The 13,481-nt window shown below is 64.5% G+C and carries 7 protein-coding genes; 1 reads left to right on the top strand and 6 read right to left on the bottom strand.

Annotated features, from left to right (window positions below):
• Positions 1 to 670 (bottom strand): FGGY family carbohydrate kinase (locus BG60_RS05930; protein WP_034470738.1); only part of this gene is annotated, 670 nt, incomplete at its 3' end.
• A gap of 334 nt (positions 671 to 1,004) precedes the next feature.
• Here BG60_RS05930 and BG60_RS05925 point away from each other — a divergent pair.
• Entirely contained in the window at positions 1,005 to 2,396 is a 1,392-nt protein-coding gene (locus tag BG60_RS05925; protein WP_034470735.1) for a nucleobase:cation symporter-2 family protein, read from the top strand.
• A 79-nt stretch (positions 2,397 to 2,475) separates the two neighbouring features.
• On the opposite strand, the gene BG60_RS05920 is transcribed toward BG60_RS05925, so the two are convergent.
• The 5 genes from BG60_RS05920 to BG60_RS05900 all read right to left on the bottom strand — a co-directional run bounded on the left by BG60_RS05920 (position 2,476) and on the right by BG60_RS05900 (position 13,480).
• A complete protein-coding gene (locus BG60_RS05920; protein ID WP_034470832.1) occupies positions 2,476 to 3,936 on the bottom strand; it encodes an efflux transporter outer membrane subunit in 1,461 nt (486 codons plus the stop codon).
• 1 nt (position 3,937) lies between these two features.
• Entirely contained in the window at positions 3,938 to 7,117 is a 3,180-nt protein-coding gene (locus tag BG60_RS05915; RefSeq protein ID WP_008351301.1) for an efflux RND transporter permease subunit, read from the bottom strand.
• 17 nt (positions 7,118 to 7,134) lie between these two features.
• Positions 7,135 to 8,310: an efflux RND transporter periplasmic adaptor subunit gene (locus BG60_RS05910; RefSeq protein WP_051996422.1), complete on the bottom strand. Its 1,176-nt coding sequence runs from the start codon at positions 8,308 to 8,310 to the stop codon at positions 7,135 to 7,137.
• Between the two features lie 477 nt (positions 8,311 to 8,787).
• Positions 8,788 to 10,314: an efflux transporter outer membrane subunit gene (locus tag BG60_RS05905; RefSeq protein ID WP_008351304.1), complete on the bottom strand. Its 1,527-nt coding sequence runs from the start codon at positions 10,312 to 10,314 to the stop codon at positions 8,788 to 8,790.
• Position 10,315: 1 nt separating this feature from the next.
• Entirely contained in the window at positions 10,316 to 13,480 is a 3,165-nt protein-coding gene (locus tag BG60_RS05900) for an efflux RND transporter permease subunit (protein WP_034470733.1), read from the bottom strand.
• Between the last annotated feature and the right edge of the window lies 1 nt (position 13,481).

Genomic DNA, 13,481 nt, shown 5'->3' with positions numbered 1-13,481 from the left:
CGCCGACGGCCATCGGAATGCCCGCTTCGAGACCGAGCGCGGACGCCGACGCCGCAGACAACGCGCCGCCGACTTCATGCGATGCCGCGAGCGGCGCGAACCACGCGCGCGGCAAGCCGAGCCGGTCGATCAGCGCCTCGTCCCATTCGCCCGATGGCGCGGCGAGCGCGGTCGCGCACGCATCGGATGCATCGGTGACGAACGCGCCGCCGAGCTTCGCGCGCAGCCAGTCTTTCGGCTGCAAGGCCCAGCGCGTTTGCGCCGCGATCCGCGGTTCGTTCGATGCGAGCCAGCGCAGCAACGGCCCCGCCATGCCGGGCGCGACCGGATTCGGCTGCGGCTCGCGCCACGCGTCGAGCAGATCGCGGGCACGGGTGTCGGGCCACAGCATCGCGGGGCGAAGCGCGTGGCCATGCGCGTCGGTCAAAACGACGCCGTGCATCTGCCCCGAAAAGCCGATGCCGCGTACCGCTTGACGCTCGTTGGCGGGCAAACGCGATGCTGCGTCGACGAGCGCGCCATACCACGCATCGACGCTGGTTTCGGCCCAGCCGGGCTGCGCGCTCGTCACCGCGTACGCCGCACTCGACGACGCGATGTCGCGTCCGGCTTCATCGACGATCGCGAGCTTGAGGGAGCCCGTGCCGAGATCGATGCCTAAAAAACGCATGGGATTCCGAGTCTGAAAAGGCGTTAGGGAAAACGCGTAAAACGGGGGTTAACCCCGCCATCGCGCGATGAACGTGAAAAATGGACTATACGCGGGGCGTGATGCACATCATAACGACCGTCCGAAGATCGCGGCCTTCCGTCAGGCGACGAATTTCCCTTGATTTGCGTCAAACCCCTTGTGACAGGGCCGTTCGCACGTTTGCGCCGCTCGCGGCGCGCGAAACCCATATCGGCACGCGAACGCGACGTATAGCGCCGCGTGGTCTTGTTCATGGTTGCCGATGCACTTAACTTGGAGGCCATTCAAATGGAAGTAGACATAGGAGAGAGACATGGCTTTAAGTTCGGTGAACCCGTCGGTGCATCCGTGCGACGAACGGCTCCCCGCCGGTCAACTGCTGACGCTCGGCATCCAGCACGTTCTGGTGATGTACGCGGGCGCGGTGGCGGTGCCGCTGATCCTCGGCGCCGCGATGGGCCTGCCGAAAGATCAGGTCGCGTTTCTCATCAGCGCGGATCTGTTCTCGTGCGGCGTCGCCACGCTGATCCAGACGCTCGGCCTGTGGATCTTCGGCATTCGCCTGCCCGTCATCATGGGCTGCACCTTCGCCGCCGTCGGCCCGATGGTCGCGATCGGCACGAATCCTTCGCTCGGCATTCTCGACGTGTTCGGCGCGACCATCGCGGCGGGCGTGATCGGCATCGTCCTCGCGCCGATGATCGGCAAGCTCCTGCGCTTCTTCCCGCCGGTCGTGGTCGGCACGGTGATCGCGGTGATCGGCCTCTCGCTGATGGGCGTGGGCATCAACTGGGCGGCGGGCGGCATCGGCAATCCCGACTACGGCAATCCGGTCTTCCTGCTGCTGTCGCTCGTCGTGTTGTCGCTGATTCTGCTCATCAACAAGTTCGCGCGAGGTTTCATCGCGAATATTTCGGTGCTGCTCGGGATCGTCGTCGGCTTCGTGATCGCCGCGATGCTCGGCCGCGTCGACATGGACGGCGTCGCGCACGCGCCGTGGGTCGGCATCGTGCTGCCGTTCCACTTCGGCATGCCGCATTTCGATGCGCTCTCCGTCGCGACGATGGTCATCGTCATGTTCGTGACGTTCATCGAATCGACGGGCATGTTCCTCGCGGTCGGCGATCTCGTCGAGCGTCCGGTCGACCAGAAGGCGCTCGTGCGCGGCTTGCGTGTCGACGGTCTCGGCACGCTGATCGGCGGCATCTTCAACTCGTTCCCGCATACGTCGTTTTCGCAGAACGTCGGTTTGATCGGCGTGACGGGCGTGAAGAGCCGCTTCGTCTGCGCGACAGGCGGCGTGATTCTCGTCGTGCTCGGCCTCTTTCCGAAAATGGCGCAGGTGGTGGCGTCGGTGCCGCCGTTCGTGCTCGGCGGCGCGGGCATCGTGATGTTCGGCATGGTCGCGGCGAACGGCATCAAGACGCTGTCGCGCGTGGACTTCTCGAAGAATCAGCACAACCTGTTCATCGTCGCGGTGAGCGTCGGGATGGGCATGGTGCCGGTCGTCGCGCCGAAGTTCTTCACGCAACTGCCGCACGCGCTGGAGCCGATCCTTCACAGCGGGATTCTGCTGGCGTCGGTGTCGGCGGTGGTGTTGAACATCGTGTTCAACGGCGTGCGCAAGGAACGCGATGCCGAACGCGATGCGCGTGAAGCCGCGCATGAGTTCGAAGGCGCGGCCCATGCGGGCGACGCGCACTGAGGAGTTTGGGCTGTACTTGCGTTGAGCGCCGCGGCGGGAGCCGCGGCGTTTTTTTGTTTATCGAAGCGAGGGTCGCGCGTCAGCCCGCATCCGCCGCCCGCGGCGCATCGCCCGTCCGCTCGATCCACCCGCCTCCCAGCGCCTGATACAACGTCACGAGATTCGCCAACCGCTGCGTGCGCGCGGCAATCAGCGTCTGCTGCGCCGAATACAGATCCTGCTGCGCGGTCAGCACGCCGAGATAGCTGTCGACGCCCTGCTTGTATCGCAGCGTCGACAACTCCAGCCGGCGTTGCTGCGCGGCCGTATCGCGCACGAGCGCGGCGATCTGCTGATCGTAGGTGCCGCGCGCGGCGAGACCATCGGCGACATCCTTGAACGCGGATTGAATCGCCTTCTCGTAATTGGCGATCTCGATCTTCTTCTGGATATTCGCGTACTCGAGATTCGCGAACTGATCGCCGTAGATCGGCAAGGTGATGGTCGGCGCAAAGCTCCATCCCGCCGACCCCGCTTTGAACAGACCACCGAGCGTCGGGCTCAGTGTGCCGAGCATGCCGGTCAGCGAAATGTTGGGAAAGAACGCTGCGCGCGCCGCGCCGATGTTCGCATTCGCCGCGAGCAGATTCTGTTCGGCCTCCATGATGTCCGGCCGCCGCAGCAGCAAATCCGACGGCAGACCCGCAGGAATGTCCGCGAGCAGGTCTTGACCGTCGAGCGGCATGCCGCCCGGCAGATCGTCGGGCACCGGCTCGCCGAGCAGCAACACGAGCGCATTGACCGCCTGCGCCCGCGCGCGCTCCTGCGCCTGCAGATTCGCCGCCGCGCCTTCCATCACCGTTTGCGCCTGGCTCACGTCCAGCTCCGACGCGGCGCCGTTGTCGAATTGCAGCTTGACGATCCGGTAGGATTCGCTCGCGCTGGCCAGCGTCTGATGCGTCACCTTCAGCAGGTCGTCCGTCTGCAAGACCTGGAGGTACTGCACCGCCACTTGCGAGACGAGCGAAATCTCCGCAGCCTTGCGCGCATAGGCAGTCGCGAAATATTTCGCGAGCGCCTGATTCCGCATGCTCTGCACCCGGCCGAACAGGTCGATCTCCCACGACGCATTCAGGCCCACCGTGTAGGTATTCGAGATGGTCTGATTCAAGAACGACAGATTGTCGGGCTTGCGCGTTTTCGACTGCGCGCCCACGGCGGTGATGGACGGAAGCAGAAGCGTCGTGACGACCTGATACTGCGCCTGCGCGGCCTGCACGTTGAGCATCGCGACGCGCAAGTCACGGTTGTTCTTCAACGCGATGTCGATGAGCCGCTGCAAACGCGCATCGACGAAGAAATCGCGCCAGCCGATATCGGCCGCGGCCACGCCGTTCGCGCTGCGTGCGCCGTCCGGCGTCGCGACCGGCTGCGTCGCGTAGACGCCGTGCGCCGGAAAATTCGCCGACACCGGCGCGGCGGGGCGTTCGTACTTCGGCGCCATCGTGCAGCCGGTCGCCAGTACGGCGACGGCCATTGCAATCAAGGAAAGTCTACGCATGTCAGTGTCCTTCGTTGCCCTGTTGCGCGCGCCGCTGCGCTTCGTAACGCGCGAGCGCGGCATCCGTGTCCTCCTTGTCGCCGCCGAAACGCGAGCGCACCACGACGAAGAACATCGGCACCATGAAAATGGCGAGGAAAGTCGCGGTCACCATGCCGCCGATCACGCCCGTGCCGATCGCGTGCTGGCTGCCCGAGCCCGCGCCGTTGCTGATCGCGAGCGGCATCGTGCCGAGAATGAACGCGAGCGATGTCATGAGAATCGGACGCAGGCGCAGGCGCGCCGCTTCGAGCGCCGCTTCGATCGGCCCCATCTTTTGCGAGAGCTGCAGATCGCGGGCGAACTCGACGATCAGAATCGCGTTCTTCGCCGACAAGCCCACTGTCGTGAGCAAGCCGACCTGGAAGAACACGTCGTTCTCCAGTCCGCGCAGCGACACGGCGAGCAGTGCGCCGACCACGCCGAGCGGCACGACCATGATCACGGAGAAAGGAATCGACCAGCTCTCGTACAGCGCCGCGAGACACAGGAACACGACGAGGATCGAGATGCCGTAAAGAATCGGCGCCTGCGAGCCGGACTGGATCTGCTGATACGACAGCCCCGTCCATTCGTAGCCGATGCCCGCGGGCAGCTTCGCCGCGAGCGCTTCCATCGCGGCCATCGCCTCGCCGGTGGATTTGCCCGGCTTCGCGACACCCTGGATTTCGATCGACGACAGGCCGTTGTAGCGTTCGAGCTTGGGCGAGCCGTAGCTCCATTCGGTCGTCGCGAACGACGAGAACGGCACCATCGAGCCCGACGCGTTGCGCACGTACCAGCTGTTGATGTTCTCCGGCGACATGCGGAACGGCGCATCGCTCTGCATGTACACCTTCTTGATGCGGCTGTCCGTATCGAGGAAGTTGTTCACGTACTTCGACGCCCACGCGATCGAGAACGTCTGGTCGATGCTCGACGGATCGACGCCCTGCGCCAGCGCCTTCTGACGGTCGATGTTCACCTTGAACTGCGGCGCGTCGTTCAGGCCGTTCGGCCGGACCTGCGCGAGCGTCTCGTCCTTCGCGGCCATGCCGAGGAGCATCGCGCGCGCCTGCATCAGCTTTTCGTGGCCGAGACCGGCGCGATCCTGAAGTTCGAAGTCGAAGCCCGACGCCGTGCCCAGTTCCGGAATCGACGGCGGATTCACCGGAAACACGAGCGCGTTCTTGTAGCCCGCGAACGCGCCGTACGTGCGGCCCACCAGCGCTTGCACCTTCTCGTTGGCGCTCGTGCGCTGGGCGAAGTCCTTCAGCCGCACGAAGATGAGACCCGAGTTCTGGCCATGACCGGCAAAGCTGTAACCGTTCACGGTGAACACCGACTCGACGAGCGCGCTTTCCTTCTTCAGCAGATGGCCCGCGACATCGTCCAGCGCGCGCTGCGTCATCTCCTGCGTGGAGCCGGCGGGCGTCGCCACCAGCACGAACATCGTGCCCTGGTCTTCATCGGGCAGGAACGCCTTCGGCAAACGCGCGAACAACATGCCGACCGCCACGATGATCACCACATAGATGACGAGCCAGCGCCCCGAACGCCTGATGACATGCGCCACGCCGCCGTGATACTTCGCCTGGCTCTTCGCGAACGTGCGGTTGAACCAGCCGAAGAAGCCGGTCGTCTTTTCCGTGTGGCCTTCCGGGTGCGGCTTGAGCATCGTTGCGCACAGCGCAGGGGTGAGCACCATCGCGGTGAGCACCGAGAGACCCATCGCCGAGACGATCGTCAGCGAGAACTGGCGATAGATCGCGCCGACCGAGCCGCCCGTGAACGCCACCGGCACGAACACCGCCGCGAGCACGAGCGCCACGCCGACGAGCGCGCCGGTGATCTGACTCATCGCCTTCTTCGTGGCTTCCTTCGGCGACAGTCCCTCTTCGGTCATCACGCGCTCGACGTTTTCGACGACCACGATCGCGTCGTCCACCAGCAAGCCGATGGCGAGCACGAGCCCGAACATCGACAGCGTGTTGATGGAGAAGCCCGCCGCCGCCATGATCGCGAAGGTGCCGAGCAGCACGACCGGCACGGCGATGGTCGGAATGAGCGTCGCGCGCAGGTTCTGCAGGAACAGGTACATCACGAGGAACACCAGCACGATGGCCTCGATGAGCGTCTTGACGACGTCGGCGATCGACTGCTTCACGAACGGCGTGGTGTCGTACGGATACTTCACGACGAGACCGTGCGGGAAGAACTTCGCGAGCTCGTCGACTTTCGCGCGCACCAGATTCGCGGTGGCGAGCGCGTTCGCGCCGGTCGCGAGCTGAATGCCGAATCCGGCAGCCGGACGGCCGTTGTACTGCGTCTCGAAGTTGTAGTTCTCGCCGCCGAGACCGACGCGCGCCACGTCGCGGATACGCACCTGCGAGCCGTCCTGATTCACCTTCAGCAGCACGTTGCCGAACTGCTCCGGTGTGCGCAGCAGCGTCGCTTCGGTGATGGTCGCCTGCATCGACTGACCCGGCACCGCGGGCACGCCGCCGAGCTGGCCGCCCGCGACCTGCACGTTCTGCGAAGTCAGCGCGTTCTGCACGTCGACCGGCGTCAGGCTGAATTTGGTCAGCTTGTTCGGATCGAGCCAGATTCGCATCGCGTACTGCGAGCCGAAGAGCGTGACGGTGCCGACGCCGTTCAGCCGGCTGATCGGATCCTGCACGTGCGACGCCACGTAGTTCGCGAGGTCTTCGCGGCTCATGCTGCCGTCTTCGGACACGAACGCCAGCACGAGCAGGAAGCTGCTGCTCGACTTGGTCACGCTGATGCCGAGCTGCTGCACGACGGCCGGCAGATTGGGCGTGGCCAGTTGCAGCTTGTTCTGCACCTGAACCTGCGCGATGTCGGCATTGGTGCCGGCCGCGAACGTCAGCGTGACGGTGGCGGTGCCGCTGTCATCGGAGGTCGAGGACAGATACAGCAGATGGTCGAGACCGCTCATCTGCTGCTCGATCACCTGCGTGACGGTGTTTTCGACGGTCTGAGCGGATGCGCCCGGATAGTTCGCGGATATCTGGATCGCGGGCGGCGCGATGGTCGGATATTGCGCGACGGGCAGCGTCGTCACCGACGCGAGACCCGCGAGCATCAGAATGATGGCGATCACCCACGCGAAAATCGGGCGATCGATAAAGAACTTGGCCATGGACGTGTCTCCCGTCCTTACGCGCCGGAGGCGGCCGTTGCGTCGGCTTTCGCTTCGGGCTGACGCGCGGGCACGGCCTTCACTTCCATGCCCGGACGCACGTGATCGATGCCCTCGACGATCACGCGATCGCCCGCGTTCAGACCGCTGTCGACGATCCAGCTCTGGCCGAGCGTCCCGGAGGTGACGAGCGGGCGCATCGCGACCTTGTTGTCCTTGCCGACGACCATCGCGAGCGCGGTGCCTTTCTGATCGTGCGTGATGCCCTGCACCGGCACGACGAGCGCCTTCGGATTCACGCCTTGCTCGATGCGCGCGCGCACGAACATGCCCGGCAGCAGCACCCGATCCTTGTTCATGAAGATCGCGCGCAGCGTCACCGATCCGGTCGACGGATCGACGCTCACATCGCTGAATTGCAGCTTGCCCTGCTCCGGATACTCACGGCCGTCTTCGAGGATCAGCGTGACCTTCGCCGCGTTCGGGCCGTTGGTCGAAAGACGCCCTTCCTGAATCTGACGGCGCAGCTTGAGACCGTCGAGACTCGATTGCGTGAGATCGACGTACATCGGGTCGAGCTGCTGGACGGTGACCATCAGCGTCGCCTGCGCCGCCTGCACGTATGCGCCGGGCGTGACCTGGGAAATGCCGGCCTGCCCCGAAACCGGCGACGTGACGTCGGTATAGCCAAGCTTGATCTGCGCGGTGTCGATCGCGGCTTTGGCCGACGCGACATCGGCTTCGGCCTGGCCTTGCGCCGCCACGGCGTTGTCGTAGTCCTGCTTGCTGACCGCGTTCGACGCGACGAGCACCTTGTAGCGCTCGGCCTGCGCCGCGGTCGAGACGAGATTCGCATGGGCCTTCGCGAACGACGCCTTCGCGTTGTTCAGTTGCGCGATATACGGCGCCGGATCGATCTTGTAAAGGCGTTGCCCGGCCTTGACGAGGCTGCCTTCCGTGAATTCGCGGCGCAGCACGATGCCATCGACGCGCGCGCGCACCTGGGCATCGAGAAAGGCGCTCGTGCGGCCCGAGAGTTCTGTCGTGACCGGCACATCGGCCGGCTCGACGATGACAACGCCGACTTCCGGCGTGTGCGGCGCCATCGCGGGATGCTTCTCTCCGCAACCGGCTGCCAGCAAGGCGGCCGTCGTGACACCGATGAGGCGGTATGGAATCCGTATGAGACGCATGGAACGCGAGACCTCTGAGGTTACTGACAATGAAAGGCGCGCGTCTTCGCGTTGACCGCGAGCCGCGCGCAATGTGCTGTCGTGCGATGCGAAAGTCGCTGACCGCGGCGACCGGGGCATTCGTGCGGCCCGCGCGCCTTGGATGGGGCTGGCCGCTTTCGGAAGAAATGCGGCCATATTTTTGGGATAACTGAATGTATGCGACGCTCGCGGCGAGCTTCGTCAACGACTTTTTCGAACGATCGATGGAACGGATCGCGCCGTCACGACTGCGGCAAGCAGCCGATTATAGTTATCGCGCGCAGTGAGGAAGACGAAAGAGTAGGCAGATGTGTGGATCTTTGATGGCAACTGAAACAATGTGCCAAGTCTGTTGCATCACCCAGACATCGATGCAAAACGATGTGGAACAAGTTCGAAAGCGCGAAAAAAAGCCCGGCGCGCGGCCGGGCTTCGAGTGCGACAGTTTTAGGCGAATCAGCTCGCCGCGGGCGCCGAGGCTGCTTGCGGCGCGCCTTGCGAGCCGTAGTCGACGGGCGCATCGGCGGGACGCGGCGCGTCGCCGGAACGCTCGATCCATCCGCCGCCCATGAACTGATACAGATCGACGAGGTTCGTCAGTCGATTCAGCCGCGCCGTGATGAGCAGCTGCTGCGCTTCGTAAAGCGCCGTCTGCGCGGTCAGCACCGACAGATAGCTGTCCACGCCATTGCGATAGCGCAGGTCCGACAGCTCCAGACGCCGGCTCTGCGAATTGACGAAGCGCTCGAGCGCCTTGATCTGCTCGTCGAAGGTGCCGCGCGCGGCGAGGCCGTCCGCGACTTCGCGGAACGCGGTCTGGATCGCCTTCTCGTAATTGGCGATCTCGATGCGCTTCTGCACGTTCGCCAGATCGAGATTGGCCTTGTTCTGGCCGCCCTCGAAGATCGGCACCGTGATCTGCGGCGCGAACGACCACGCAGCCGACCCCGGCTTGAACAGGCCGCCGAGCGTCGGCGACAGCGTGCCGAAGCTGCCCGTCAGCGAGACGCGCGGAAAGAACGCCGCGCGCGCCGCGCCGATATTCGCGTTGGCCGCGAGCAGCGACTGCTCCGCCGCCGCGATATCGGGACGGCGCGTCAGCAGATCGGACGGCAGACCCGCGGGAATGTCGGAGAGCAGATTCTGCGTATCGAGCGGCATGCCGGCCGGCAAATCCGCAGGCAACGGCTCCCCGACGAGCAGCACGAGCGCGTTTTCCGCCTGCGCGCGCAAACGCGACTGCGTCTGCAGATTCGCCTGCGCTTCCTCGACCACGCCTTCGGACTGACGCAGATCGAGTTCGGTGCCGGTGCCGTTCTCGTATTGCAGCTTAGTGATGCGGAACGACTCCTGCGCCGTCTTGAGCGTGTTCTGCGTGACGACGAGTTGATCGTCGTAGGCGAGCATCGTCAGATACTGGTCCGCCACCGACGACACCAGCGAGATCTCCGCCGCCTTGCGCGATTCCGCCGTCGACAGATATTGCGCGAGCGCCTGATCCTTCAGGCTGCGGATGCGCCCGAAGAAGTCGATTTCCCACGACGCATTCAGGCCGACCGAATACTCGTTCGAGATCGTGTTACCGAAGAACGACAGATTCTTCGGCGTGCGCTGCTTCGTCTGCGACGCGGCCGCATCGAGCGTCGGGAACAGACCCGCGCGCGTGATCTGATACTGCGCGCGCGCCGCATCGACGTTGAGCACCGAGACGCGCAGGTCGCGATTGTTCTTCAGCGCGAGCTCGACGATCTTCTGCAGGCGCGCATCGGCGAAGAAATCGCGCCAGCCGATGTCCGGCGCGCTCTGGCCGTTCGCCGTGCGGCCGTTGCTCGCGCTCGAACTCGCATCCGGCTGGTGCGCGTACACGCCGCCTTCCGGAAACGTCTGCGTGACGGGCTCGGGCGGACGCTCGTACTTCGGCTGGAGCGTGCAGCCCGCGGCGAATACCGCCACGGCGGCCGCGATCAAGGAATGTTTAAGCATCTCAGTGTCCTTCCTTACCGTTCGTGCCTTCGATGTCGCCCGACGAACCCGGCGCCGGCACGTCCTTGCTCTTGCTGAACTTGCTGATAACGACGAAGAACATCGGAATCATGAAGATGGCGAGGAAGGTCGCGGTCAACATGCCGCCGATCACGCCGGTGCCGATCGCGTGCTGGCTCGCCGAGCCCGCGCCGTTACTGATCGCGAGCGGCATCACGCCGAGAATGAACGCGAGCGAGGTCATCAGGATCGGGCGCAACCGCAGGCGCGCCGCTTCCATCGCCGCTTCGACCGTCGACATGCCCTGAATCCGCAACTCGCGCGCGAATTCCACGATCAGAATCGCGTTCTTCGCCGACAGACCCACGGTCGTCAACAGGCCGACCTGGAAGAACACGTCGTTTTCCAGACCGCGCAGCGTCGCCGCGAGCAGCGCGCCGAGCACGCCGAGCGGCACGACCATGATGACCGAGAACGGAATCGACCAGCTTTCATACAGCGCCGCGAGACACAGGAACACGACGAGGATCGAGATGCCGTAGAGAATCGGCGCCTGCGAACCCGACTGGCGTTCCTGATAGGAAAGGCCCGTCCATTCGTAGCCGATGCCCGCCGGCAGCTTCGCCGCGATCGCTTCCATCGCGGTCATCGCCTGGCCGGTCGACTTGCCCGCCGCCGCCGCGCCCTGGATTTCCACCGCCGAGATGCCGTTGTAGCGTTCGAGCTTCGGCGAACCGTAGGTCCAGTTGCCCGTCGCGAAGGCGCCGAACGGCACCATCGTTCCGGCGCCATTGCGCACGTACCACTTGTTCAGGTCGTCGGGGTTCATGCGGAACGGACCATCGCCCTGCACGTAGACTTTCTTGATCCGGTTGTCGACGTCGAGGAAGTTGTTCACGTACTGCGACGCCCACGCGATCGAGAATGTCTGATCGATGTCCGATACGGCGATGCCGAGCGCGCTCGCCTTCTCGCGATCGACATTCACCTTGAACTGCGGCGTGTCGTTCAGGCCGTTCGGACGCACCTGTGCGAGCGTCGGATCCTTCGCGGCCATGCCGAGCAGCATGTTGCGCGCTTCCATCAGCTTAGCGTGGCCGAGGCCGCCGCGATCCTGCAGCTCGAAGTCGAAGCCCGCCGCCGTGCCGAGTTCCGGAATCGAAGGCGGATTGACCGGGAAGATCATCGCGTCCTTGTAAGGCGCGAAGTGCATGAACATGCGTCCGACGAGCGCCTGCACCTTCTGGTCGCTGTGCTGGCGTTCCGCGTAGTCCTTCATCCGCACGAACACGAGGCCGGAGTTCTGGCCGCGGCCCGCGAACGAGAAGCCGTTCACCGTGAAGACCGATTCGACGATCGATTTCTCGTCCTTCAGCAGATAGTCCTGCACGTCCTTCAGAACGTGCGCGGTGTACTCCTGCGTGGAGCCGGACGGCGCGTTCACGAGCACGAACATCGTGCCCTGGTCTTCATCGGGCAGGAACGACTTCGGCAGACGCAGGAACAGCATGCCCACCGCGACGATCACGACGATATAGATGATGAGCCAGCGTCCCGAGCGGCGAATGACGTGCTGCACGCCGCTGTGATACTTCTCCTGACTCTTGTTGAACGTGCGGTTGAACCAGCCGAAGAAGCCCTTCTTCTCGGGCTCGTGCCCTTCCGGATGCGGCTTCAGGATCGTCGCGCACAGCGCCGGCGTGAGAATCAGCGCGACCATGACGGACAGCACCATCGCCGCGACGATCGTCAGCGAGAACTGACGGTAGATCGCGCCGACCGAGCCGCCGGAGAAGGCCACCGGCACGAACACCGCCGACAGCACGAGCGCCACGCCGACCAGCGCGCCGGTGATCTGCCCCATCGCCTTGCGGGTCGCTTCGCGCGGCGGTAAATGCTCCTCCGACATCACCCGCTCGACGTTCTCCACGACCACGATCGCATCGTCGACGAGCAGGCCGATCGCGAGCACGAGGCCGAACATCGACAGCACGTTGATCGAGAAGCCCACCGCCGACATGATCGCGAACGTGCCGAGCAGAACGACCGGCACCGCGATCGTCGGGATGATCGTCGCCCGCAGGTTCTGCAGGAACAGATACATCACGAGGAACACGAGCACGATGCCTTCGATCAGCGTCTTGACCACTTCCTCGATCGACAGTCGCACGAACGGCGTCGTGTCATACGGATACTTCACCACCAGTCCATGCGGGAAGTATTTCGACAGATCGTCGATCTTCTGGCGGACCAGTTTCGCGGTCTGGAGCGCGTTCGCGCCCGTCGCGAGCTGGATACCGAAGCCGGCAGTCGGCTGTCCGTTGTACTTCGTATCGAAGTTGTAGTTTTCGCCGCCGAGCTCGAGCCGCGCGACATCCTTCAGCAACACGCGCGAGCCGTCCTGATTCACTTTCAGCAGGATGTTGCCGAACTGCTCGGGCGTGCGCAGCAGCGTCGCTTCCGTGATGGTCGCCTGGAGCATCTGCCCCGGCACCGCCGGCGTGCCGCCGAGCGCACCCGCCGCCACCTGCACGTTCTGGTTCGTGATCGCGTTCTTCACGTCGACAGGCGTGAGCGCGAAGTTCGTGAGCTTGGTCGCATCGAGCCAGACGCGCATCGCGTACTGCGAGCCGAACAGCGTCGTCGTACCGACGCCGTCGATACGCGAGAGCGGATCCGCCACGTTCGACGCCACGTAGTTCGCGAGGTCGTACTTGCTCATGCTGCCGTCTTCGGACACGAACGCGAGCACGAGCAGGAAGCTCGAACTCGACTTCGTGACCTTCGTGCCCAACTGCTGCACGACTTGCGGAAGCAGCGGCGTCGCGAGCTGCAGCTTGTTCTGCACCTGCACCTGCGCGATGTCCGGGTTCGTGCCCGCCGCGAACGTCAGCGTGACGGTGGCCGTGCCCGAGTCATCGGACGTCGACGACAGGTACAGCAAGTGGTCGAGGCCGGTCATCTGCTGCTCGATCACCTGCGTCACCGTGTTTTCGACGGTGCTCGCGGATGCGCCCGGATACGTCGCGCTGATCTGGATCGCGGGCGGCGCGATCGTCGGATACTGCGCGACCGGCAGCGTGAAGATCGACGCCATCCCCGCCAGCATCAGGATGATCGCGATCACCCACGCGAAGATCGGTCGATCGATAAAAAACTTTGCCATG

The sequence above is a fragment of the Caballeronia zhejiangensis genome (assembly GCF_000698575.1).
GTDB lineage: Bacteria > Pseudomonadota > Gammaproteobacteria > Burkholderiales > Burkholderiaceae > Caballeronia > Caballeronia zhejiangensis.
The sequence above is the reverse complement of the archived record's forward strand: the minus strand, read 5'-3'. Positions and strand labels throughout refer to the sequence as shown.